The sequence below is a fragment of the Pseudomonas sp. MIL9 genome (assembly GCF_016887925.1).
GTDB lineage: Bacteria > Pseudomonadota > Gammaproteobacteria > Pseudomonadales > Pseudomonadaceae > Aquipseudomonas > Aquipseudomonas mohnii.
On sequence record NZ_JAFEHE010000020.1, the window covers coordinates 136,377 to 161,348 of the forward strand.

A 24,972-nucleotide genomic window follows, 5' to 3' on the forward strand; every position below is an offset into this window, starting at 1 on the left:
TCGAATATTCTCAAGATTCATTATCTAAGTAATCAGTTTGATGTGAAGCCTTAGATTAGTGTGGTCACTGGAAACAATGCAACGTCCCTTTTGTAAATCCGACAACGCTGTAGGAAAAGTCTGGCAGGGCTTTTTCGATCTCGCCTGCACCTGTGATTGTCCCCTATTCAAAACGCTATCGCGGTATCCTGAACGCTCCCGACCCCGGACCCCTTTTCCATGCTGGTGATTTCCAACAACGTGCATATACCGGATGCCGAGATCGAGTTGACCGCCATTCGCGCCCAGGGCGCAGGAGGGCAGAACGTCAACAAGGTCTCCAGCGCCGTGCACCTGCGCTTCGACATTGCGGCCTCGTCCTTGCCCGAGTTCTACAAGGAGCGGCTGCTGGCGTTGCGCGACAGTCGTATCACCAGCGAAGGTGTGTTGATCATCAAGGCCCAGCAATACCGGACCCAGGAACAGAACCGGGCCGATGCGCTGGCGCGTTTGACCGAGTTGATCCTCAGCGCCACCAAAGTCGAAAAGAAACGTCGCCCGACCAAGCCGACCCTCGGTTCGAAGACCCGTCGGCTCGAATCCAAGAGCAAGCGCGGCAACATCAAGGCCGGGCGCGGCAAGGTCGATTTCTAGCGGGATTCTCGCGTTTCGCGCTGTTTCGGCGCCTGCCGGTACAAGTAGATGCTGAGCATCAAACCGGTTAAAGCGGCGAGGGCGGCGAACAGGAAGATAGAGGCAAAACCGAAGCCCGCCGCAATCGCGCCGGCCAGTGGTCCGGTGATCCCCAGCGACAAGTCGATGAACAGCGAATAGGCCCCGACCGCCGCGCCACGGCTGGACGCGGGCACGAGGTTGACCGCTTCGACCCCCAGCGCCGGAAACACCAGGGAGAAACCAAAGCCACTGAGCGCCGCGCCCGCGAGCGCCCAGTGCGCGTCAGGTGCCAGCCACAGCAGCAACAGCCCCAGGACCTCCACCGACAGGCAGGCAATCGCCACGCGGAATCCGCCGAGGCGGTTGATCAGGTTGCCGAACAACAGTCGTGCACCGATGAAGCTGGCACCAAACAGGCTCAGGCACAGAACGGCGTTGTCCCAGTGCCGGGTGGCGTAATACAGGGTGATAAACGTGGCGATGGTGCCGAAACCGATGGAGCCCAGGGCCAGTCCGCAGCCGTGGGGCAGCACCCGCCCGAGTACATGCATGAACGGCAAGCGCTCACCGGTCACGATCGGCGCGGCGGTTTTCGGCCATGCCAGCAACAGGCCCAGGGCGGCCAGCAACACGATGCTCACGCCCATGCTCCACAAGCCCATTTGATTGACCAGCAGCACCCCCAGCGGCGCACCGACCGCCAGTGCGCCATAACTGGCGATGCCATTCCAGGAGATAACCTTGGCGGTGTTCGCCGCGCCAACCCGGCCGATGCCCCAGCCAATCGAACCGGAGCCCACCAGGCTTTCCGCGCTGCCGAGCACCAGGCGACCGACCAACAGGCTGATCAGGCTCAACATCGGCAGGCTTTGGGTCCAGGCTGAAAGCAGCATGAACACGCCACTCAGCCCGCAACCGGCCAAGCCGTACATCACGGCCAATTTACTGCCCTTGTTATCGATGATTTTCCCGGCGTACGGACGGCTGAGCAGGGTGGCAAGGTATTGCACGCTGATCACCAAACCGGCGATCACCGCGCCGAAGCCTAGGTCGCTATGGACGTAGCCCGGCAATACGGCCAGGGGAATACCGATGTTCAGGTAGCCGATAAAGGTAAACAGGACGATGGAGACAACTTGCAGCGTGACCGCCAGGGGGCGCTGGTTTTCAGACATGGGTCAAAGGTCCACGGGATAGCAGATAGATAGGCTGCTTATGATAACGGCGCAGGCGGTCGTGGGTTGAGAAAAAGTAAAACTAATTGCCGAGCGGGATCAATCAGGGCTTGGCGGGCGCCAACAGTTGCGTGGTGACCAGGGCGGCCAGCGCATTTTCTTCGCTGCCGAAGCGGGCCAGCAATGCGGCTTGTTTTTCAGCAGACAGACGACTCCAGATCTCGATCATTTTCTCGGCGGTACCGATCAGAACGCTGGCCTGCAGTGCTTCATCAAAAGGAGGAGTGACGTTGTCGGTCATGGTGCGGGACTCACGGTTCAGGCGGTGTGGAAAGCGCATGTTAGCGCTTTCCACACGGTCTGTACGGCGGGTGTTTCAGTCTTCGCTGTCAGCCTTGCGGCTGCCAGTGGCTTCTTTCGGCTCGGGCTGTTGGGCGCCGGCTTGTTGCGTGGTCGTCTGCTCAGGTTCGTGCAGGCTTGGGAAGGGGAGATTAGGAATCTCGTGCATAGTCGCGCTCCTCGCTAAGTCTGTTGATAGATCTGGTAGATCCGCGCTTTTAAAAAAGCCTGGGCAGGATACAGCAGGGGAAATGACAAACAGACTTTTATATCCATTTGTTTCGACGAATGGGATTGTCTAGACAGGTCTATTGTTTTGTCGCAGGCATACTTGCAGGAGCGAGCCTGCTCGCGATGGTGTGTCAGTCATTGAGGTGTCAACTGATACTCCATCGCGAGCAGGCTCGCTCCTACGGGGGGCAGTGTTTGGGGCTTACTTGCAGACGTCAGCAATCGCCTGTGCCAGCAGATCCAGACGCGTCGCATCAATCCCCGCCACGTTGGCCCGGCCGGAACTGACCATGTACACGCTGTGGTTGTCGCGCAGGTTTTTCACTTGTTCCGGCGTCAAACCGGTGTAGGAAAACATTCCGCGCTGCACACCAATGTGCGCAAAACGCTCGCGTAAACCGTGGGGTTCAAGGGCTTCCACCAGGCCGCTGCGCAGCTGGGCGATGCGCAAGCGCATGGTTTCCACTTCGTCGGCCCACAGGCGTTTCAACTCCGGATCGCCAAGGATGGTTGCCACCACGGCAGCACCGTGATCCGGTGGCGTCGACCACAGGTTGCGGGCGATATTGGCCAGTTGGCTGCGGATATCCACCAGCTTGTCGGCGGTTTTCGCGCAGACAATCAGGGCACCGGTGCGGTCGCGATACAGGCCGAAGTTCTTCGAGCAGGAGCTGGTGATCAGCACTTCCGGCAACTCGGCGGCGAACAAGCGGGTCGACCAGGCGTCCTGTTCCAGGCCATCGCCGAAGCCCTGGTAGGCGAAATCGATCAGCGGCAGCAGTTCACGCCGACGCACGACGTCCAGCACGCGGTGCCAGTCGTCGTGGGACAGGTCGAAACCGGTCGGGTTGTGGCAGCAGGCGTGCAACAACACCACATCGCCCTTTGGCGCTTCATTGAGCACGGCAAGCATGGCATCGACGTCGAGACGATTGTCGCTGCCCACGTAGGGGTAATGACTGACCTTGACGTGGGCCGCCGCGAAAATGGTTTCGTGGATCGGCCAGGTCGGATTGCTCAACCAGATGCCACGGCCCGGCAGGCACTGGGCGATGAAGTCCGCGCTCAGGCGCAACGCTCCGGTACCGCCCGGTGTCTGGGTGGCGCCGGCGCGTTGTTCGCTGATCAGTTTTGAATCGACGCCGAGCACCAGCTCACTGATGAGCTTGCCGAAGGCCGGTTCGCCATGACCGCCGATGTAGGTCTTGGTGGTCTGGCGATCGACCAGGCGCGCCTCGGCGAGTTTCACGGCCTGGGGGATCGACGTCAGGCCCTGGGCGTCTTTGTAGACACCCACGCCGAGGTCGAATTTGCGCGGGTTGGGGTCCTGCGCATAGGCCTCCATCAGGCCGAGGATCGGGTCGCCGGGCACCCGGCCGATGGCGTCGAAATGCATTATTTGCGGCCCTCGGCGTCCTTGGCCACTTCGTCCGTACGCGCGGCCATGATGAAGTCATTGCGGTGCAGGCCTTTGATCGAGTGGCTCCACCAGGTCACGGTGACTTTGCCCCACTCGGTCAGCAGGCCCGGGTGATGACCTTCGGCCTCGGAGATTTCACCGATGGCGTTGGTGAACGCCAGGGCGTGCTTGAAGTTTTTGAACAGGAAGACTTTTTCCAGCTGCATGATGCTGTCGCGTACTTCGATGTTCCAGTCCGGGATCTGCTTGATCAGTACCGGCAGTTCTTCGTCGCTGACTTGCGGAGCATCGGCGCGGCAGGCTTCGCAGTGGGCTTGGTTCAATGTGGACATGATGTGTTCCTGAAATCGAATGTTTGGAATTCGGCCGTCATGTCACCACGCTAAAGCAAAGCGTCGGTTCCGGACAGGCTCACTTGGTTCTAAAAGCTGCGGATCACGCGGCTTTTGGTTTTGGCGGAAATTTCGGTGCATGCAGGCCCATCTGCATCGCTTGCTTGACCATGCCCATGATGTCTTCGTGGGCGAGGTCGAACAGACGCTTGAGATCTGGCAAGACGAAATACAGTGGCTGCAGGATGTCGATGCGGTAAGGCGTGCGCATGCACTCCAGCGGATCGAACGCCTGATGTTCAGGTTCGTCCGACAGGCAGTACACGGTCTCTTTCGGCGAAGACAGGATGCCGCCGCCGTAGATGCGCCGGCCTTGCGGGGTTTCCAGCAGGCCGAACTCGATGGTCATCCAGTACAGGCGTGCCAGGTACACGCGCTCTTCCTTGGAGGCCTGCAGGCCGAGTTTGCCGTAGGTGTGGGTAAATTCCGCGAACCAGGGGTTGGTGAGCAAGGGACAGTGGCCGAAGATTTCGTGGAAAATGTCCGGCTCTTGCAGGTAATCCAGCTCTTCGCGGGTGCGAATAAAAGTGGCGACCGGAAACTGCTTGTTGGCGAGCAATTCAAAAAAGGTCTGGAAGGGGATCAGCGCCGGTACCCGGGCGACCTGCCAACCGGTGGTTTCACCGAGCACCTTGTTGATTTCGCCCAGTTGCGGAATACGGTCGTGGGGCAGGTCGAGCTTTTCGATGCCGTCCAGGTATTCCTGGCACGCACGCCCTTCGATCACTTTCAACTGGCGAGTGATCAGCGTGTTCCACACCGCGTGTTCTTCAGCGGTGTAGTCGATAAAACCTTGCGCATCGGGCTCGCGAGCCACGTATTGCGTCTGCTTCATGCTGCTCTCCTGCGAGGGGGCTTCGTTCTTGTTATGTTCAGCTATGGACCTAGAAATAACCCATGAATTGCAGCGGTGCAGTAGGTGTTCAGCGGCGAATGTAGGAAAAATCCGCAAATATCGTAAAGTTTTCGTTACGTATTGGCCGGCGTCGCGCAGCTATTGAGATTTGTCAGTTTGAAAAGCGCTCCGGGTGTCACATAATCTTGACGGCTATCTGAGTATCTCTGCAGAAAAATATGCCTGAAGGCACTGCAGGGCCCCCTGTGGGAGCGAGCCTGCTCGCGATGAGGTACGTCAGTCGACATTAATTCGCATGACCCACCGCCATCGCGAACAGGCTCGCTCCCACAGGTTCATTCACCGTTTTTTTTCAGGCCTTTTATATGCGTATCAAAGTCCACTGCCAGAACCGTATTGGCATCCTGCGCGACATTCTCAACTTGCTGGTGGGGTATGGGATCAACGTCGCTCGGGGGGAGGTGGGCGGTGAGCATGGCAACGCCATCTACCTGCATTGCCCGAACCTGATCAACATTCAGTTCCAGGCATTGCGTCCGAAATTCGAGGCCATCGCCGGGGTTTTTGGCGTCAAGCGCGTAGGGCTGATGCCCAGCGAGCGTCGGCACATGGAGCTCAATGCCTTGCTCGGGGCCCTGGAGTTTCCGGTGTTGTCGATCGACATGGGCGGCTCGATTGTCGCGGCCAACCGCGCCGCGGCGCAGTTGCTCGGGGTGCGTGTCGATGAAGTGCCGGGGATACCGCTGTCGCGTTACGCCGAAGATTTCGACTTGCCGGAGCTGGTGCGCGCCAACAAATCGCGGATCAACGGGTTGCGGGTCAAGGTCAAGGGCGATGTGTTTCTGGCTGACATCGCGCCGCTGCAGTCGGAACATGACGACAGCGAAGCCATGGCCGGTGCGGTATTGACGCTGCATCGCGCCGACCGGGTGGGCGAGCGTATTTATAACGTGCGCAAACAGGAGTTGCGCGGCTTCGACAGCATCTTTCAAAGCTCGAAAGTGATGGCGGCGGTGGTGCGTGAGGCGCGGCGCATGGCGCCACTGGACGCACCGCTATTGATAGAGGGTGAAACCGGTACCGGTAAAGAATTGCTGGCACGGGCCTGCCATCTGGCCAGTCCTCGCGGTCAGTCACCGTTGATGGCGCTCAACTGCGCCGGTCTGCCGGAGTCCATGGCCGAGACTGAATTGTTCGGCTACGGCCCCGGCGCTTTCGAAGGCGCGCGCGCCGAAGGCAAGCTCGGTCTGCTGGAGCTGACGGCGGGCGGTACGCTGTTTCTCGATGGCGTCGGGGAAATGAGCCCGCGTTTGCAGGTGAAATTGCTGCGCTTCCTGCAGGACGGTTGCTTCCGTCGTGTGGGCAGTGATGAAGAGGTTTACCTCGATGTGCGAGTGATTTGTGCGACCCAGGTCGATTTGTCGGAGTTGTGCGCCCGCGGAGAGTTTCGCCAGGACCTCTATCACCGCTTGAACGTGTTGTCGCTGCACATCCCGCCGCTGCGCGAATGCCTCGACGGTTTGGCGCCGCTGGTGGAGCACTTCCTCGATCAAGCCAGTCGACAGATCGGTTGCCCGTTGCCAAAACTCGCGCCGGCGGCCATGGAGCGACTCAGTCATTACCATTGGCCGGGCAACGTTCGGCAGTTGGAAAACGTGTTGTTTCAGGCGGTGTCGCTGTGTGAAGGCGGCACGGTCAAGGTCGAGCATATTCGCTTGCCTGATTACGGTGTGCGTCAGCCCCTTGGCGATTTTTCCCTCGAAGGTGGGCTGGATGAGATTGTCGGGCGTTTCGAAAAGGCAGTGCTGGAGCGGCTGTATTCCGAGCATCCGAGCAGTCGGCAGTTGGGCAAGCGGTTGGGGGTTTCCCACACCACCATTGCCAATAAGTTGCGTGATTATCAGGTTGGCAAAGACAACGCCTGATCCTGTGGCGAGGGAGCTGGTGGTGGTCCTTGCAGGCCGGCCATTGCCACCCACCGGCATAACACCGCCGGTTTTTCGTCTCTGATACAAACCCTCCGCGCCAGCTCAATCCCTCAAGCCCTTTGTTTGCCGGGTCTTGCCGTGCCAGGAACAAGTTGGTCTGCAAATTGCTTGTGGCTCATCAGTACAGCAGTGGGCGGCAAACGTCCGGCAGGCAGAGGAAAGATTGTGGACAAGTACCTTTATGTGGCAATGACCGGCGCCAGCCAGAATGCCCTGGCGCAAAAGGCTCATGCCAACAACCTGGCGAACATCTCCACCAACGGCTTCCAGAAAGACCTGGAGCAGGCGCGTTCGATGCCGGTGTTCGGTGACAGCTTTCCGGCGCGTGCGTTTGCGATGTCCGAACGCCCGGCCACGGACTTCTCCCCGGGGGCCCTGGTAGAAACCGGTCGCGACCTCGATGTCGCCGTGCAAGGCAGCGGCTGGCTGGCCGTGCAGACCCCGGAAGGCGGTGAAAGCTATGTGCGCACCGGCAGTCTGGTGGTTGACGCCCTGGGCGTATTGCGGGCCGGCAACGGCATGCCGGTGATCGGCAATGGCGGGCCGATTGCCGTGCCGCCAGAGCAGCAGATCGAAGTGGGTGAAGACGGCACCATCAGCATTCGTGCGATGGGTGAGGGCCCGCGCGTGATGGCCGAAGTCGACCGCATCAAACTGGTCAATCCCGACATCAAGAACATGACCAAGGGCCTGGACGGTTCGATCCAAACCAAGGACGGCAAGCCGGCGCAAGCCGATGCCAACGTCAAGCTGGTGTCCGGGTTCCTCGAGTCGAGCAACGTCAACGCCGTGGAAGAGATGACCTCGGTGCTGGCCTTGTCCAAGCAATTCGAGCTGCACATCAAGATGATGAACACCGCCAAAGACGACGACCAGGCCATGGCTCGGGTCTTGCAGATCAGCTAACTATCAGAACGTCGCGCCGTAAAACAGGCGCACGAGGAGAATCGAATGCTTCCGGCTCTATGGGTTGCCAAAACCGGTCTGTCCGCCCAGGACACCAACCTGACCACCATCTCCAACAACCTGGCCAACGTGTCGACCACGGGTTTCAAACGTGACCGCGCCGAGTTCCAGGATCTGCTCTATCAGATCAAGCGTCAGCCAGGCGCCCAGTCGACCCAGGACAGCGAACTGCCGTCGGGCCTGCAACTGGGTACCGGTGTGCGCATTGTCGGCACCCAGAAGAACTTCACCGCCGGCAGCCTGCAAACCACCGAGCAGCCGCTGGACATGGCCATCGATGGTCGTGGTTTCTTCCAGATTCTGCAGCCTGACGGCACAACGTCCTACACCCGTGACGGTACCTTCCACTTGGACTCCAATGGCCAGATCGTCAACGCCAGCGGGTTTGCCCTGGAGCCGGCCATCGTCATTCCGAACGATGCCCAGACCTTCACGGTCGGTCGCGACGGCACCGTGTCCATCACCGTTGCCGGCAACCCGGCTGCCCAGGTGATCGGCAACCTGCAAACCGCCGACTTCATCAATCCGGCCGGCCTGCAGGCCGTGGGTAACAACCTGTTCCTGGAAACCGCCGCCAGTGGTGCGCCGCAAGTCGGCACGCCAGGCCTGGCCGGTTTCGGCACCACGCTGCAGAACACCCTGGAAACGTCCAACGTCAGCACCGTTGAAGAGATGGTCAACATGATCACCACTCAGCGCGCCTACGAGATGAACTCCAAGGTGATCTCCACCGCCGACCAGATGCTCTCGTTCGTAACGCAGAATCTGTAATCAAGTCTATGAGGCGGCCATGAGGCCGCCTGCAACACCGTGAGGTAGGGTCATGAATCGCTTCGTTTCCGTTCTGGCATTGATTGGAGTCACCGTGCTCGCGGGCTGTGTGCCGTCGACACCCAAGCCCAATGATCCCTACTACGCCCCGGTGTTGCCGCGTACGCCGCTGCCGGCTGCCGCGAACAACGGCTCGATCTACCAGGCCGGTTTCGAACAGAACCTCTACAGCGACCGCAAGGCGTTTCGGGTCGGTGACATCATCACCATCACCCTGAACGAGAAGACCCAGGCCAGCAAGAACGCCAACTCGCAGATCGACAAGAACAGCAAGACCGGCATCGGCCTGACCTCGCTGTTCGGCTCCTCGCCCAATACCAACAACCCATTCGGCAGTGGCGACTTGAGCCTGAGCGCCAGTTACGAAGGCGACCGTGCGACCAAAGGCGACAGCAAGGCCGCCCAGGGCAATACCCTGACCGGCTCGATCACCGTGACCGTCGCCGACGTGTTGCCCAACGGCATCATTGCCGTGCGAGGCGAGAAGTGGATGACCCTCAACACCGGGGATGAGCTGGTGCGGATCGCAGGGCTCGTGCGTGCCGATGACATCGCGACCGACAACACTGTTTCGTCGACTCGCGTCGCCGATGCGCGCATCACCTATTCGGGCACCGGTTCGTTTGCCGATGCGAGTCAGCCAGGCTGGTTCGACCGTTTCTTCCTCAGCCCGCTGTTCCCTTTCTAGGTGGCTTTTTTGGTGAGCAAGTTGAACTTCAAGCACCTGATCGCAGCTGCGCTGTTGATGTCCTTGTCGCTGGGGGCTCAAGCCGAGCGGCTGAAGGACATCGCCAGTATTTCCGGCGTGCGTTCCAACCAATTGATCGGTTACGGCCTGGTGGTCGGGCTTAACGGCACCGGTGACCAGACGACGCAAACCCCGTTCACCCTGCAGACCTTCAACAACATGCTCTCGCAGTTCGGTATCAAGGTGCCGGCGGGATCGGGCAACGTGCAGTTGAAGAACGTCGCGGCCGTGTCGATCAGCGCTGACTTGCCAGCGTTCGCCAAGCCGGGGCAGCAGGTCGACGTCACCGTTTCGTCCATCGGTAACTCCAAGAGCCTGCGTGGCGGTACCTTGCTGCTGACGCCGCTCAAGGGGATCGACGGTAACGTCTATGCCATCGCCCAGGGCAACCTGGTGGTGGGCGGTTTCGATGCTGAAGGTCGCGACGGTTCGAAAATCACCGTCAACGTTCCGTCGGCCGGTCGCATCCCGGGCGGTGCCTCGGTCGAGCGAGCGGTGCCGAGCGGTTTCAACCAGGGCAACAGCCTGACGCTGAACCTCAACCGTTCCGACTTCACCACCGCCAAGCGCATCGTCGACAAGATCAACGACATGCTCGGCCCTGGCGTGGCCCAGGCCATCGACGGCGGTTCGATCCGCGTCAGTGCGCCGCTGGATCCGAGTCAGCGGGTCGACTACCTGTCGATCATCGAAAACCTCGAAATCGATCCGGGCCAGGCGGTGGCGAAAGTCATCATCAACTCCCGTACCGGCACCATCGTGATTGGTCAGAACGTCAAGGTTTCACCGGCCGCCGTGACCCACGGCAGCCTGACCGTGACCATCACCGAAGACCCGATCGTCAGTCAGCCGGGGCCTCTGTCCAATGGTCAGACGGCGGTCGTGCCGCGTTCGAAAGTCAATGCCCAGCAGGAAGCCAAGCCGATGTTCAAATTCGGCCCCGGCACCACCCTCGACGAAATCGTGCGGGCGGTGAATCAGGTCGGTGCGGCCCCGGGTGACTTGATGGCGATCCTCGAAGCCCTGAAGCAGGCCGGCGCGTTGCAAGCCGATCTGATCGTGATCTGAGGACGGCACCGTGGATATGCGCAAGAGCGGTCTGGTCAGCAGCAGCGATTCGGGTTCCTACTCGGACCTCAATCGTCTGAACCAGCTCAAGGTCGGCGACAAGAACAGCGACGGCAATATGCGCAAGGTTGCGCAGGAATTCGAGTCGCTGTTCCTCGGTGAAATGCTCAAGTCCATGCGCTCGGCCACCGAAGCGCTGGGCCAGGACAATCCGCTCAACACCCCTGCAGCCAAGCAATACCAGGAAATGTACGACCAGCAACTCGCCGTATCCATGTCCCGCGAAGGCGGCGGTATCGGTTTGGCGGACGTGCTGATGCGGCAGATGTCGAAGAACAAGCCGATGGCTCCCGGTGAGGCGGCCGCCGCGTCGGCGGCCAAGCAGGAAGCGGCAAAGGCAGCAGCGCAGACACCGGTGGCCGCCGGTACGGTCGCAACCGGTGGGCCGCTTTCGCGGGTCAATGGCCAGCGTCCGTTGTGGGCTTCGCGCTCGGTCCATGCGCCGACGGGCGAGGGCGCGCACCGCAACGACATGGCGATGATCAATCAGCGGCGCCTGGCCTTGCCGCCGAAACTGGCTGACCGCTTGCTGGCGGGTCTGGTGCCTTCGGCCTCGACCACCGCTGCGACCGCTGCCACGGTGCAGAACAAAATCCAGTTGCCGCAGAGCACTCGCAGCGGTTCCGGCCCCCTGTACAACGGCGACTGGCTCGCTTCGCAAACGGACACGGCTGCCGGCGGCGGTATGCAGATTTACGGTCGTGCCATGGCGCAGATTCCGCTCGCGCCGGCGAAAAAAGCCTTCAGCTCCGCCGACGAATTCGTCAACACCATGCTCCCGATGGCCAAGGAAGCCGCCGCACGCATCGGCGTCGACCCGCGTTACCTGGTGGCCCAGGCCGCCCTGGAAACCGGTTGGGGCAAATCGGTCATGCGCGCCCAGGATGGCAGCAGTAGTCACAACCTGTTCGGCATCAAGGCCGGCAGCAGTTGGAAGGGCGATTCGGCGCGGGCGATCACCAGCGAATTCAGGAATGGCGAGATGGTCAGGGAGACGGCCCAGTTCCGTTCCTACGATTCCTACAAGGACAGCTTCCACGACCTTGTGACTTTGCTGCAGACCAATAATCGCTATCAAGATGTCGTGAAGTCGGCCGATAACCCAGAACAGTTTGTACGCGAGTTGCAAAAGGCCGGTTACGCAACCGACCCTGACTACGCAAGCAAGATTTCGCAGATTGCCAGGCAGATGACGAGTTACCAGAACTACGCTGCGGCGGGCGTTTCAACGAATTTATAAGGTCTGAACCATGAGTTTGCTCAATATCGGGATGTCGGGTTTGTCCGCTAGCCAGTCTGCATTGATGACTACCGGCAATAACATTTCCAATGTCGACACCGCCGGTTATTCGCGCCAGCAAACCGTGCAGGGCTCCAAGGCGTCGATTCAGTACGGCAACGTCTACATCGGCACCGGCACGACGCTGGCCGATGTGCGCCGGGTGTACAACAGCTACCTCGATGCACAGTTGCAGACCACGACGTCGCTCAACAGTGATTCGGCTGCCTACCTGGACCAGGTCACGCCGCTCGACAAGTTGCTTTCCGACAGCGGCACCGGCCTCAACGGCGCACTGACCAAGTTCTTTGCTTCGGTGCAGAACGTCAATGCCAAGCCCGGCGACGACGCTTCCCGTCAGTTGCTGCTCAGCGATGCGCAGGCCCTGAGCAACCGCTTCAACTCGATCTCCACCCAGTTGAACTCGCAAAACGCCGACATCAACGGCAACCTGACCAGCATGGCTGATCAGGTCAACAAGCTGGCGACTACTATGGCGCAGCTGAACAAGAAGATCAGCGAAGTCTCCAGTTCCGGCGGTGCGCCAAATGACCTGCTGGATGCTCGCAACGAAACCATGCGTCAGCTTTCAACCTTTACCGGTGCGCAGTTTGTTGAGCGTGAAGGAAACGTAGACATCTATCTGGGCAGCGGTCAGCCGTTGGTGATTGGCAATACCGTCAACAAACTGGAGACGGTGCCAAGCAAGGATGATCCGGGGCGTGTATCGCTGCAGCTCAATCGTGGTTCGAGCACCATCGACATCACATCGATCACGACCGGTGGTGAAATCGGCGGCCTGCTGCGTTATCGCAGCGAAGTACTCGAACCGGCCATGAACGAGTTGGGTCGTGTGGCGCTCACCGTCGCCGATCAGATGAACACCATCCAGGCCCAAGGCATCGACAAGAACGGTAATTTCGGCGGCAATCTGTTCAACAACATCAACAGTGCCACGAACATGGCTCAGCGCAGCATTGCCACGATCGGCAACAGCGCCGGCTCGGGCAACTTCGATGTCAGCATTGAAGACAGCGGCAAGCTGACCACCAACGATTACAAGGTGACGTTCACCAGCGCCACAGACTACACCGTGCAACGTTTGCCGGACGGCTCCGCCGTGGGCGCCTACAGCACCACCACCAACCCGCCACCGGTGATCGAGGGCTTCGCGCTGAAGCTCAACGGCGGGGCAGCCGCGGGCGACAGCTTCAAGATCACCCCGACCCGTAATGCCGCGGCGAACATCCAGACCGAGATGACCGACTCCAAGCGTCTGGCCATCGCGGCGCCGCTGGGCGCGGCCATCGCCCCGGGTGGTAGCGGAACGCTGACCATTCCGGCCAGCGGTCAGCCGACCCTGACCACGAAATTCGATATCTACGATTCGGCTACTGCCACTGCCATGCAGAACGGCCTGAAAAACTCGACGCCGACCAAGGTCGTATTTGGCGATGTTTCCGCCGACGGCACCAGTCAGACCTACCAGTTCCTGGATGCCAAAGGTGGTGTCATCAGCAGCGGCACCATCAAGCCCGGTGAAAACAACACCCTGAGCCTGACGGTGCCACTCCAGGATGCCTCGGGAGCGCCGATCCCGCCTGCGCCCGCCACACAGTACACCGCAAGCTTTGATATGACCGTCGCCGGCTCCCCGGGCAAAGGCACCGCAATCAATGTCACGCTCAGCCAGCCAGGTACGCTGGACAATCGTAACGGCACGGCGCTGGCGGGCTTGCAGACCCAGCAAACCGTGGATACAGGGTCTGCCAGCAAAGGCATTTCCCTGACTGATGCTTACGGAAAACTGGTCGAAGGTGTCGGTGCCAAGGCGGCTCAGGGCAAACTCGACAGCGCGGCGACCGAAGCGATTCTGGCCAACGCCAAAAGCGCGCGGGATTCGCTGTCGGGTGTCGATCTCGATGAAGAGACCGGCAATCTGGTCAAGTATCAGCAGTACTACACGGCCTCTTCGCAGATCATCAAGGCTGCGCAAGAAATCTTCAGCACACTGATTAACAGTCTTTAAGGAGTCGTAACCCATGCGCATTTCCACCGGCCAGTTTTACGAGTCCACTGCGGCGAACTATCAAAAGAACTTCGCCAACGCTGTCAAGACCAGTCAAGAGGCGAGCAGTCTGGTTCGCGTCAATACCGCGGCCGATGATCCGGTGGGGGCTTCGCGACTGCTGCAATTGGGTCAACAGGCTTCGATGCTTGATCAGTACACGGCCAACTCCAACACGATCAAGGCGACACTGGGTCAGGCCGAGTCGGTCATGACCAGCATCACCAGCGTGCTGCAACGCGCCAAGGAGCTGGCAATTGGTGTCGGTAACACCGGTTATAGCGACGCTGACCGTCAGGCGAATGCGTCTGAACTCGGCCAGATTGAAGATCAGCTACTAAGCCTGATGAACACCAAGGATGAAAACGGCAAGTACATTTTCGCCGGCTCCAAGGGCGATACCGCTCCGTTCTCGCGTAACAGTGACGGCACCTACAGCTACAATGGCGATCAGACGACGCTTGATCTTGCCGTTGGCGACACTATGTCGATGGCCACTAACAGCACCGGTTGGGAAGCGTTTGAGCAGGCGATCAACACCAGTCGTAGTCAGGTCATCATGACGGCTCCGTCGCCAGATAACGGGAAGGTAACGCTTTCCAATGGCCAGGTTTCGTCGAACATCACCTACAACAGCAAGTTCCGCAGCGGTGAGCCATACACGGTGGAGTTCGCCAGTGGTACCCAGCTGAAAATCACTGACTCGGCCGGTAACGACGTGACGGCTGAAGCTAGTAAGGGTGGAATGTTCGATCCAACCACCGCGGCTGGCCAAGCGGTCAGTTTTCGCGGTGTCGAGCTGAGTCTGAACATCAATCTGAGCGCTACGGACAGTCCTGCGGCCACGCTGCCTAACGTTTTTACGCTGGAATCCAAGGCTGATACATTCACCACGACCCGCAGCCCTGGCAACCCGAGCTCGGCACAAATAACGGGCAGCAGCATCACCAACGCTACCGATTATCACGCCAGTTTTCCGAGCGGTTCGGCCATCGTCAAGTTCAAGGATGCCACTAACTTTGATCTGTATGCGGCGCCTCTGACCGCCAACAGCAAGCCTGTGTCCAGCGGTACGGTAGTGGCTGGCGTTGGCACCGCATCCGGTGTGACCTTCACCGTGGCGAGTGGTCCTGCGCCGACGCCAGGTCCGAGTGCTGGCGATCAGTTCAACGTTGCCGTCGACTCTCATGAAACCCAGAGCATTCTGGATACCGTGAGCCAGTTGAAAACCGCACTGAGCACACCAACCAATGGCAATGCGATCGCGATGCAAAAGCTGCAAGCGGCAGTGGACTCGGGCATCGCCAACCTGGCAAGTGGCACTGACCAGCTATCCGGTGCCCTGAGTTCGGTGGGTGCACGCGGTGCTGCCCTCGATACCCAAAACGCAACCAACCAGGCTCTGTCGCTGGCCAACACCCAGACCCAGGCGTCGATTCGCGATTCCGATCCTGCTGAGGTGATGACGCGTCTGACCTTGCAACAGACGATGTTGCAGGCTTCGCAACTGGCGTTCAGCAAAATCACTCAACTGGGTCTGTTCAACAAAATCTAACGGGGCCTGCGCGTCAGCGCACGGCCGTAAACCGCCGAATACCCATCGTCTTTTTTCAGCGGTTTGAGGCGCTCATCCGGCCGGGTGGGCGGCCACCACTTGAGAGCTCCGCCGTGAATCCAGTTTCGCTTGTCAGCCTTGTCATCCCCGCCTTCAATCCGCGCTTTTTTGCCGGGTCCCTGCACACCGCCCTTATCCAGCAATACGCCAACCTTGAAATCATCGTGTGCGACGACAGTCGTGGCGATGAAATCCGCCAGGTTGTCGAGTCGCTGACGGGTGATGCCGAGCAGCGAGTGCGTTACGTACGAAACCCTGGGACATTGGGTTTTGTCGGCAATCTGCTGGCGTGCCTAGACGAAGCCAAAGGCGAGTACATCAAATTTCTGTGTGATGACGATCAGTTGTCGCCGGCCTGTATCGAGCGCCAGGCACACGTGCTGGATCAGCAGGCGGACATCAATCTGGTGCTGGCCCAGCGGGCCTTGTGGGATGCTGACGATCATCCGTTGCCGTCTCGTCTGGAGAACAGCACGCTGTCGCCTGTGTGCGGAATCTTCAAGGGCGATGACCTGCTGGCGATTTTCGAGAGCTTTCCGGTCAACTTCCTCGGTGGTTTCAGTGGCGCATTATTCCGCCGCAAGGATCTAGAGGAACTAATGCCCGCATTGACTCAGCCCGGCCATTGTTTTGTCGCGTCACTAGATCTGGCCTTGTACATCTGCCTGCTACGTCGGGGCAACCTGGCGGTGCTCAACTATGTATTGAGTGTCGAGCGCCTGTATCCGGAGCGTTTGAGCCGTCAGCAGTCGATGAAAGATGCGGCGGAGCAGGAAAGACAGTGGTTGGTGCAGATGCTCAAGGTTCGCGGTGGCGAGGGCGCACCGGCGGCCGGTTGGGTTCGTTACCTGCCCTTGAGTCGCAGCGACGAGGCGCCACGTGTCTGGGACGAGCTGCCCCTGAGCCGAACTTTGGGTGCCCGCCAGGCCAACCAGGGATATCGTGTCGGTATTGCCAGCGAGAGTTTTTCCGAGGTTTACGCGCAATGGCTGGCGTGTCGCACGCTCAGCGAAACCCAGCGCAGTCTCCTGCCGGACACATTGGCTGGCTGGTCGCGGCAACCCAAAATTCTGCCGATCATTATTGATGATCTGGGCAGTCGCGCCAGTCTGGATCTCACCCTCGACAGCCTTGCCGGGCAGATCTATGCATCGGAACTGATCCTGGTGTTGTCCAGCGCCTGCACCGAAGCGCAACTCGACGGCAAAGTGTTCAACCTGCCGTTGCAGGATGACGGCTATGAGCAGATCACCGGCTTGCTGCCACAGCTCGACGGCGTTGACTGGTTTTATGTGCTGCGAGCCGGTGATCGTCTGGTTGAGCCGGCCTTGTTGCTGCTGGCCGATAAGATCAGCGCGTCGCCAGAGGCGTTGTGTGTTTATAGCGATGAAGGTCGTTTGCGTGATGGTGAGTCGGTGGACCCGATCCTGAAGCCAGACTTCAACCTGGACCTGATGCGCAGTTATCCCTACGTCGGGCGTGCCCTGGCATTTCAGCGCGAGCAGTTCCTGGCGTTGGGTGGCTTCAATTCGAACTATGGCGAACTGGCGCCTCACGATGTGCTGTGGCGCATGGTCGAGAGGGACGGCATCAAGGTCATCGAGCATATTGCCGAGGTGATGCTGGAGTCGACGCTCGGCCTGGCGCAATGGCTGGCACTGCCGGGCGTCATTGAACTCAACCCGCAGGTGCTGGAGGCACATCTTCAACGATTGGGCGTTGCCCATGACATTCGCCAGGGCAGCTTTACCTTGCTCAATCGTGTCGATTACCTGCATGCGGTCCGACCGCTGGTGTCGATCATCATTGTCTGCAAAGACCAGTTGGCAGCCGTGCAGCGTTGTGTCGAAACGCTCCTGGAGAAAACGGCGTACAGCGAGTACGAGTTGCTGTTGATCGACAATGGCAGTGAATCGCCGCCGATGCATGAGTGGTTGAGCGCCATGGCGCAACTGGGCAGCGACCGATTCCGGGTGAAGGCGTTTGCGCAGCAAGGTAATGTCGCGGCAACGCGCAATTTCGCCGTTCAGCAGGCCCGTGGCGAGTATGTGCTGATGCTCGATCCATATGCGGTGGTCACGTGTGAGGACTGGCTGAATGAGCTGCTCAATCATGCCCAGCGCCCGGAAGTCGGTGTCGTGGGAGCCAAGCTGTTCAATTCAGATGGCCGGGTTCTGCATGCAGGACTGATTCTCGGGCTGCAAGGGCCGGCAACCTCACCGTTTTTCGGCGACCCCGTTAATGCAGCCGGTTACATGCACCGTTTGCAAGTGGTGCAGGACATGAGTGCTGTCGGTGCCGATTGCCTGATGGTGCGAAGATCGCTGTTCGAAAGCGTGGGTGGTTTTCAGGCGCAGGACTTTACCTTGACCCTTAACGAGGTGGATCTGTGTCTACGGATTCGCCAAAACGGTTACCTGGTGGTGTGGACGCCGTATGCCCAACTGGCCCTCGGCACACCGCCCGCGGCCACGGTGGGAGAGGCCGAGATTGCGCTTCGCCTTCAAGAGCAGGATACGTTCTACCGCCGTTGGCTACCGATTGTCGCTCGCGACCCGGCCTACAATCCCAACCTGATGCTCAATACGTGGGGCGGCTCCAGCTACAGTTTAGAGCCAGGCTTGCGCACAGGGTGGAGTCCGTTCTCCGTTCGCCAGTTACCGAAGGTCATGGCGCTGCCGGTCAACTCCTCGGCGGTCGGACACTATCGGGCGATCCAGCCGCTGATCGAGCTGGAGAAGGCTGGCCGGGCAACCGGACGGGTCTACTACGATTTGCCGTCGATTTTCGAGATCGAGCGCGAGTCACCTGACGTGATCATTTTGCAGGGGCGCTACAGCGAAGGACCGATCAACGAGATCGCCGCGTTCAAGCCCTACACCAATGCCCGTCTGATTTTCGAGCTGGATGACTATGTCATCAAGGCGCCGAAGAAGAACGCGCACATTCGCAATATGCCGGACAATGTCGAGATGGAGCGTCTGGTCCGTCGCGGCATCGGCTTGTGCGATCGCGTGGTGGTTTCGACGCAGTCGCTGGCCGATGCGTTGTCGTCCATGCACCACGACATTCGGGTAGTGCCGAATATGCTCGCCACTCACCTGTGGAGTGATCTGCGCAGTCAGCGTCGCACGTCGAAAAAACCACGGGTTGGCTGGGGCGGCGGCACCAGCCACTCCGGTGACCTGGCGATCATTGCCGACGTGGTCCGTGAACTGGCCAACGAGGTCGATTGGGTGTTCTTCGGCATGTGTCCCGAAGAGTTGAAACCTTACATGCATGAGTTCCACGGGGTGATCGACCTGAGCGTCTACCCGGCGAAGCTGGCCAGTCTGAACCTGGATCTGGCGCTGGCACCGCTGGAGTTTCATATCTTCAACGACTGCAAGAGCAACTTGCGTCTGCTGGAGTATGGCGCGTGCGGCTACCCGGTGGTCTGCACCGATACCGAGGCGTATCGTGGTTACCTGCCTTGCACGCGGGTGGTCAGCAACTCTACCGATGAGTGGCTGCAAGCCATCCGCATGCACCTGGCGGACCCGGAAGCGAGCTACCGCATGGGCGATGAACTGCGCGAAGCGGTACTGCGCGATTACATGCTGCGCGGCGATAACGTGCGGTACTGGGAGAATGGCTGGCTGGCCGATTGATACACCCTCTGATGTAGTCGCTGCCCAACGGTAGCGGCTACACAGCGCCGCCGTTCGAGCTGGCGCGTTTCCTGCAAGTCCCCTGAAAATCGCCATAAATCTAGCATGTGCGACGCAGCCAGAAGCCGATGGGTGCCGCCTCATGCGATTTATCCAGATGGCCGCAAAGCCTTGTCAGGCTTGGGCAGGCCCTGTGACGAACAAAAGGGGAAATGATGAAGGCAGTTATTCTGGCGGGTGGTCTGGGCACGCGCATCAGCGAGGAGTCGCACCTCAAGCCCAAGCCAATGATCGAGATCGGTGGCAAGCCAATTCTCTGGCACATCATGAAGCAGTATTCCGCTCATGGAATTCACGACTTCGTGATTTGCCTGGGCTACAAGGGCTATGCGATCAAGGACTTCTTCGCCAACTACTTCCTGCACACCTCTGACGTCACCTTCGACATGTCCAACAATCGCATGGACGTTCACCAGAACTACAGCGAGCCGTGGCGCGTGACCCTGATCGACACCGGCGAAGACACCATGACCGGTGGCCGCCTGCGTCGCGCCGCCCGTTACGTTGAAGGCGAACAGGCGTTCTGTTTCACCTACGGCGACGGCGTCTCGGATCTAAACATTGGCGCTTTGGTGGATTTTCACTTAAGCAGCGGTAAGTTGGCGACGGTCACGGCGGTGCAGCCACCCGGACGTTACGGCGCGCTGGAGCGTGACGGCGATCTGGTGCGTGGTTTCATCGAAAAACCTCGCGGCGATGGGGGCTGGATCAACGGTGGCTTCTTCGTCTTGTCACCCAAAGTGTTGTCGCTGATCACTGCCGACGAAACAGTCTGGGAGTCGCAGCCGTTGACGACCCTGGCTGCCGAAGGGCAACTGAACGCATTCCAGCACGATGGCTTCTGGCATCCGATGGACACCCTGCGTGACAAGAACCATCTGGAGCATTTGTGGCAGAGCGGGGAGGCCCCATGGAAACAATGGGACTGAGCCCGGAGTTCTGGCGCGGCAAGCGGGTTCTGCTGACTGGCCACACCGGTTTCAAAGGCAGTTGGCTGACGTTGTGGCTGCAAAGCCTCGGCGCCGAGGTCAGCGGGTTTTCCCTTGATCCGTCCACCGAGCCAAGCCTGTTCGAACTGGCGCGTGTTCACGAAGGCATCAACGATCAACGCGGTGACCTGCGTGACCTGGGTGCCTTGCTGGAATTGATCGCCGAAACCCAACCGGAAATTGTCCTGCACCTGGCAGCCCAACCGCTGGTGCGCGAAGGCTATCGCGATCCGCTGGGGACTTACTCCAGCAACGTCATGGGCACGCTCAATCTGCTCGAGGCGATCCGTCAGGTCGGCGGCGTTCGCGCGTGCGTGCTGGTGACCACCGACAAGGTTTACGCCAATCAGGAATGGGTGTGGCCCTACCGTGAAAACGAAGCCCTCGGCGGGCATGATCCTTACAGCAGCAGCAAGGCCTGTTGCGAGTTGCTCGCGCAGTCGTATGTCGCGTCATTTTTCCCGGCCGAAAAATATGCCGAGCATGGCCTGGCACTCGCCACGGCGCGTGCCGGCAACGTGCTGGGTGGGGGGGATTTTGCTCCGGAACGATTGATTCCCGACGTCTTGAAGGCGTGGTCCGCCGACGAACCCGTGACCCTGCGCTACCCACACGCCGTGCGCCCGTGGCAGCACGCGCTGGAACCGCTGGCCGGTTACCTGCAACTGGCCGTCGGCCTCTACGAGCACGGCCCGGAGTTTACCGGCGCGTGGAACTTCGGTCCGAGCGAAGCGGACATGTGCAGCGTTGGCGAAGTGGTCAAGTTGCTCGCCAACCGCTGGCCACAAGCGCGTGGCTTGCGCATCGAACCGAGTGATTTGCATGAAGCGGGTCTGTTGCGCCTGGACAGCAGCCGTGCTCGCCAATTGTTGGCCTGGCAGCCGCGCTGGTCGTTGCAGCAGTGCCTGACCCAAACCCTTGATTGGCACCTGGCCTGGCAGAACGGCGATGACATGCGCGCCATCACCCTGGGTCAATTGAACCTGTACCGAGGCGCGCTGTGAGCGAGTTTCTGTTGAAACCGTTGCCGCTGGCCGGCCTGTTCAGCGTGCAACACAAACGCTTCGAGGATGAGCGCGGGCATTTCGCGCGCCTGTTTTGCGAAGGCAGCCTGAGCGCGTTCGGCCAGCCGTTTCATATCCGTCAGATCAACCATTCCCGCACCCGTGAATGCGGCAGTGTGCGCGGTCTGCATTATCAGAACGCCAGCGCGCCGGAAGCCAAGTTGATCAGCTGCCTGCGCGGTGAAGTCTGGGATGTGGCAGTGGACTTGCGCCCTGACTCCGAGACGTTCCTACATTGGCACGCCGAACACCTGCGGGCCGGCGACGGCCGCAGCCTGCTGATCCCGGCCGGGTTCGCCCACGGTTTCCAGACCCTCACCGACGACGCCGAGTTGCTCTACCTGCACAGCGCGGACTACGCGCCTGCGCACGAGGGCGGTTTGAGTGTCAACGATCCAAGGCTGGCGATTGCCTGGCCGTTGCCTGTCAATAATCTGTCGGCCCGGGACTCCAGCCATCCCTTGCTCGATCAGTACTTCGCTGGAGTGCGTGTATGAACTGCCGTGGTTGCGGGACTTCTTTGGCTTTGCCGCTGATCGATCTCGGCACTTCGCCGCCGTCCAACGCCTATGTGTGCGCCGATCAGCTTGAGCACGCCGAGCAATGGGTGCCGCTGAAAGTGGCGGTGTGTCAGCACTGCTGGCTGGTGCAGACCGAGGACTACACCCGCGCCGACAGCCTGTTCGACGCCGAGTACGCCTATTTCAGTTCGTTCTCCAGCACCTGGCTGGCCCACGCCGAGCGCTATGTGGCCGAGATGGTTGAGCGTTTCGACCTGACGACCGATAGCCGCGTGGTGGAAATCGCCGCGAACGACGGTTACCTGTTGCAGTACGTGGCCAAGCGCGGCATTCCTTGCCTGGGCGTTGAGCCGACCCGAAGCACCGCGCAAGCGGCGCGGGAAAAAGGCCTGGAGATCCGCGAACTGTTCTTCGGTCGCGACACGGCATCACAGTTGAACACTGAAGGCTGGGCCGCCGACCTGATGGCCGCCAACAACGTGTTGGCCCACGTGCCGGACATCAACGATTTCCTTGGCGGTTTCGCGACCCTGCTCAAGCCAACCGGCGTGGCGACGTTCGAGTTTCCGCAGTTGCTCACACTGATGGCTGGCCAGCAGTTCGACACGCTGTACCACGAGCACTATTCCTACCTGTCGTTGACTGCCGTGCAGACGCTGTGCGAGCGCAACGGCCTGGAAGTATTCGACGTCAGTCAGCTGACCACCCATGGCGGATCGCTTCGGGTCTTCGTCCAGCGCGCCGATGGCGTTCGCCGCGACGTACAGCCGGCTGTTCAACTGCAACTGAAGGCCGAGCTCGACGCCGGGGTAAAAACCGCCGGGTACTACTCGACCCTCGCGCCTAATGCCGAACGTATCAAACACGAACTGCTGCGTTTCCTGTTGCAGGCCAAGGCTGATGGCAAGATCGTGGTCGGTTACGGCGCCGCCGCCAAGGGCAACACATTGCTCAACTACGCCGGGGTCAAGCCGGATCTGTTGGCCTGGGTGGCAGATGCCAGTCCGCACAAGCAAGGCAAGTACTTGCCGGGCAGCCGCATTCCGGTGGTTTCTCCCGAGCGGATTGAAATCGAAAAGCCGGATTACGTTCTGGTACTGCCATGGAACCTGCTGTACGAGATTACCCAGCAATTCGCGGTTGTCCGCAGTTGGGGCGCACGTTTTGTCGTTGCCATTCCGGAGTTGAGCTTCAGATGAGCCGAATTCACTATACCAAGCCCAGTGTGGGTGAACTGGAGGCCAAGTACGTGCTGGACGCTGTGCAGCATGGCTGGGGTGAGCGCTGCTACGAATACATCACACGTTTCGAAAAATCCTTCGCACAGCACATGGACGTACCGTATGCCATCGCGACGTCCAGTTGCACCGGCGCTTTGCACATGGGAATGGCGGCACTTGACATCGGTCCGGGCGATGAAGTGATTCTGGCGAATACCAACTGGATCGCTTCGGCGGCGCCCATCGATTACCTGGGGGCTACCCCGGTTTTCGTCGACGTGTTGGCGGACAGTTGGTGCCTGGATCCGGAACAGGTGCGCAAAGCCATTACTCCGCGAACCAAGGCCATCGTGGCAGTGCATTTGTACGGCAATCTGTGTGATTTGGACGCGTTGCTGGAGATCGGCCGTGAGCACGGTATTGCTGTCATCGAAGACGCCGCCGAAGCCATCGGCTCGCAATGGCGTGGTAAAGCCGCCGGCTCGTTGGGGGCTTTTGGCGCATTCTCCTTTCATGGCACCAAGACCATGACCACCGGAGAAGGCGGGATTTTCGTGACCTCGGACAAGGCGCTGTATGAGCGAGTGCTTACGCTCTCCAATCACGGTCGGGTCAACGGCAGCAAACGTCAATTTTGGCCGGACTTCATCGGTTTCAAGTACAAGATGAGTAATCTGCAGGCCGCGATCGGTTGCGCCCAGATCGAACGTGTCGATGAGCTGATCGCCCGTAAACGCGCGATCTTCGATCGTTATGCCCAAGGGCTGCTGGATATCCCGTTGCTGTCCATGAACCCGCAGCCGCATCACTCCAGGAATGGGTACTGGATGCCCACGGTGGTGTTCCATGAAAACACTGGGATTACCCGGGAGCTATTGATCGAAGCCTTTCAGGCCGCCGATATCGATGCGCGGGTGTTTTTCTGGCCATTGTCGGCACTGCCGATGTTCGCCGATAAACCGGTGCACACGCCGATGGCGTTTTCGCTGTCGGAGCGGGCCATCAATCTGCCGAGCTATCACGACATGACCGACGCCGATCAGCAGCGGGTGATTGAGGTCATTCGCGCGGTCTGCCAGCAAAGGAATGTGCTGTGATCGTCTACCTGTTGGGGGCGGCGAACCCTGAAGCAGTGCGCATGATAGGCTCCGTCAAACGGGCCGATCCGGCCGTGGAGTTTGCGTTTCTCGACAACGATGCAGCCAAGCACGGCACCTTGTTTTACGGCGTGCCGGTGATCGGTGGAGTGGAGCGTGTGGCCGATTTGAAAGGCCCGGATACGCAGTTTGTGAACCTGATCACCCGCGACACCAAGACCCGTTACGAGACCACACGACAGATCATCGAGGCCGGGGGGACGCTGGGCAACTTCCTGCACCCGGGCATCGATCTGAGCATGACGCGCATGGGCACCGGTAACTATCTCCAGGAAGGCGTGATCATCCAGGCTGAAGTGTCCCTGGGCGATAACAGCAGCATCAGCTACGGCAGCGTGATCGGGCACGAAGGCCGGATCGGGCATTCCGTGTTCATGGCGCCCGGTGTTGCTATCGCCGGCTGCGTCGAAGTGGGTGACGGTGCTTTCATCGGCGTCAACGCCACCATCCTGCCACGGTTGCGCATCGGTCGCTGGGCGACAGTCGGCGCCGGAGCCGTGGTCACCCGGGACGTCCCCGACTACGCAGTCGTTGTGGGCAATCCAGCTCGAATTATCAAGACTCAGGCTGTTCCTTATCAGGACGGCCGGGTTTTCAACTGACAAAACCCCGTAACGGAGT

Annotated in this window: 22 protein-coding genes; 16 read left to right on the forward strand and 6 right to left on the reverse strand. The window is 59.9% G+C overall.

All coding sequences use genetic code 11. The features are described 5' to 3' along the window. Positions 1-219: 219 nt before the first annotated feature. Complete coding sequence (arfB, locus tag JQF37_RS20215) at positions 220-633, forward strand: alternative ribosome rescue aminoacyl-tRNA hydrolase ArfB (protein ID WP_090464219.1); 414 nt, start codon at positions 220-222, stop codon at positions 631-633. On the opposite strand, the gene JQF37_RS20220 is transcribed toward arfB, so the two are convergent. The 6 genes from JQF37_RS20220 to phhA form a co-directional block, all read right to left on the reverse strand. Beyond that, positions 630-1,829 (reverse strand): MFS transporter, encoded by a 1,200-nt coding sequence (locus tag JQF37_RS20220; RefSeq protein WP_130203813.1) that lies wholly within the window; start codon positions 1,827-1,829, stop codon positions 630-632. The genes arfB and JQF37_RS20220 overlap by 4 nt on opposite strands. A 103-nt stretch (positions 1,830-1,932) precedes the next feature. After that, on the reverse strand, positions 1,933-2,169 hold the full coding sequence (locus tag JQF37_RS20225) for a hypothetical protein (RefSeq protein WP_189340168.1): 237 nt from the start codon (positions 2,167-2,169) through the stop codon (positions 1,933-1,935). Between the two features lie 36 nt (positions 2,170-2,205). Next, complete coding sequence (locus JQF37_RS31735) at positions 2,206-2,337, reverse strand: hypothetical protein (RefSeq protein ID WP_256590390.1); 132 nt, start codon at positions 2,335-2,337, stop codon at positions 2,206-2,208. Between the two features lie 264 nt (positions 2,338-2,601). Further along, positions 2,602-3,798 carry an amino acid aminotransferase gene (locus JQF37_RS20230; RefSeq protein ID WP_189340174.1) on the reverse strand — a complete coding sequence of 399 codons (1,197 nt, stop codon included), beginning with the start codon at positions 3,796-3,798 and terminating at the stop codon, positions 2,602-2,604. Further along, positions 3,795-4,151 (reverse strand): 4a-hydroxytetrahydrobiopterin dehydratase, encoded by a 357-nt coding sequence (locus JQF37_RS20235; protein ID WP_130203811.1) that lies wholly within the window; start codon positions 4,149-4,151, stop codon positions 3,795-3,797. The genes JQF37_RS20230 and JQF37_RS20235 overlap by 4 nt, the downstream gene beginning before the upstream one ends. Before the next feature lie 103 nt (positions 4,152-4,254). Next, positions 4,255-5,046 carry a phenylalanine 4-monooxygenase gene (gene phhA / locus JQF37_RS20240; protein WP_130203810.1) on the reverse strand — a complete coding sequence of 264 codons (792 nt, stop codon included), beginning with the start codon at positions 5,044-5,046 and terminating at the stop codon, positions 4,255-4,257. A gap of 386 nt (positions 5,047-5,432) precedes the next feature. On the opposite strand from phhA, the gene JQF37_RS20245 reads away from it, so the two are divergent. From JQF37_RS20245 to JQF37_RS20315, 15 genes are all read left to right on the forward strand, one after another. Then, the gene (locus tag JQF37_RS20245; protein WP_103406390.1) at positions 5,433-6,992 is read left to right on the forward strand and encodes a sigma-54-dependent transcriptional regulator; all 1,560 of its coding nucleotides are present in this window, start codon (positions 5,433-5,435) and stop codon (positions 6,990-6,992) included. A gap of 228 nt (positions 6,993-7,220) precedes the next feature. Further along, positions 7,221-7,961, forward strand: coding sequence for a flagellar basal body rod protein FlgF (locus tag JQF37_RS20250; RefSeq protein WP_130203809.1), 741 nt, complete (start codon positions 7,221-7,223; stop codon positions 7,959-7,961). Positions 7,962-8,006: 45 nt separating this feature from the next. After that, positions 8,007-8,792, forward strand: a complete 786-nt coding sequence (flgG, locus tag JQF37_RS20255; protein WP_047532060.1) for a flagellar basal-body rod protein FlgG — start codon at positions 8,007-8,009, stop codon at positions 8,790-8,792. 52 nt (positions 8,793-8,844) lie between these two features. After that, positions 8,845-9,540 (forward strand): flagellar basal body L-ring protein FlgH, encoded by a 696-nt coding sequence (gene flgH, locus JQF37_RS20260; protein ID WP_130203808.1) that lies wholly within the window; start codon positions 8,845-8,847, stop codon positions 9,538-9,540. 57 nt (positions 9,541-9,597) lie between these two features. Next, positions 9,598-10,668 carry a flagellar basal body P-ring protein FlgI gene (locus tag JQF37_RS20265; RefSeq protein WP_239142529.1) on the forward strand — a complete coding sequence of 357 codons (1,071 nt, stop codon included), beginning with the start codon at positions 9,598-9,600 and terminating at the stop codon, positions 10,666-10,668. A 10-nt stretch (positions 10,669-10,678) separates the two neighbouring features. Beyond that, entirely contained in the window at positions 10,679-11,968 is a 1,290-nt protein-coding gene (flgJ, locus tag JQF37_RS20270; RefSeq protein ID WP_103402444.1) for a flagellar assembly peptidoglycan hydrolase FlgJ, read from the forward strand. A gap of 10 nt (positions 11,969-11,978) precedes the next feature. Then, complete coding sequence (flgK, locus tag JQF37_RS20275) at positions 11,979-14,036, forward strand: flagellar hook-associated protein FlgK (protein WP_130203807.1); 2,058 nt, start codon at positions 11,979-11,981, stop codon at positions 14,034-14,036. 13 nt (positions 14,037-14,049) lie between these two features. Further along, the gene (locus JQF37_RS20280; protein ID WP_130203806.1) at positions 14,050-15,630 is read left to right on the forward strand and encodes a flagellar hook-associated protein 3; all 1,581 of its coding nucleotides are present in this window, start codon (positions 14,050-14,052) and stop codon (positions 15,628-15,630) included. A 113-nt stretch (positions 15,631-15,743) separates the two neighbouring features. After that, the gene (locus tag JQF37_RS20285; RefSeq protein ID WP_130203805.1) at positions 15,744-19,340 is read left to right on the forward strand and encodes a glycosyltransferase; all 3,597 of its coding nucleotides are present in this window, start codon (positions 15,744-15,746) and stop codon (positions 19,338-19,340) included. Positions 19,341-19,555: 215 nt separating this feature from the next. Next, the gene (gene rfbF / locus JQF37_RS20290) at positions 19,556-20,329 is read left to right on the forward strand and encodes a glucose-1-phosphate cytidylyltransferase (RefSeq protein ID WP_103402448.1); all 774 of its coding nucleotides are present in this window, start codon (positions 19,556-19,558) and stop codon (positions 20,327-20,329) included. Continuing rightward, on the forward strand, positions 20,311-21,393 hold the full coding sequence (rfbG, locus tag JQF37_RS20295; RefSeq protein WP_103402449.1) for a CDP-glucose 4,6-dehydratase: 1,083 nt from the start codon (positions 20,311-20,313) through the stop codon (positions 21,391-21,393). Before rfbF ends, rfbG begins: the two co-directional genes overlap by 19 nt. After that, positions 21,390-21,950, forward strand: a complete 561-nt coding sequence (gene rfbC / locus JQF37_RS20300) for a dTDP-4-dehydrorhamnose 3,5-epimerase (protein ID WP_130203804.1) — start codon at positions 21,390-21,392, stop codon at positions 21,948-21,950. Before rfbG ends, rfbC begins: the two co-directional genes overlap by 4 nt. Then, entirely contained in the window at positions 21,947-23,173 is a 1,227-nt protein-coding gene (locus JQF37_RS20305) for a class I SAM-dependent methyltransferase (RefSeq protein WP_130203803.1), read from the forward strand. The genes rfbC and JQF37_RS20305 overlap by 4 nt, the downstream gene beginning before the upstream one ends. Beyond that, a complete protein-coding gene (locus JQF37_RS20310) occupies positions 23,170-24,291 on the forward strand; it encodes a DegT/DnrJ/EryC1/StrS family aminotransferase (protein WP_103402452.1) in 1,122 nt (373 codons plus the stop codon). The genes JQF37_RS20305 and JQF37_RS20310 overlap by 4 nt, the downstream gene beginning before the upstream one ends. After that, positions 24,288-24,953, forward strand: a complete 666-nt coding sequence (locus JQF37_RS20315; protein ID WP_103402453.1) for an acetyltransferase — start codon at positions 24,288-24,290, stop codon at positions 24,951-24,953. Before JQF37_RS20310 ends, JQF37_RS20315 begins: the two co-directional genes overlap by 4 nt. Positions 24,954-24,972 lie beyond the last annotated feature (19 nt).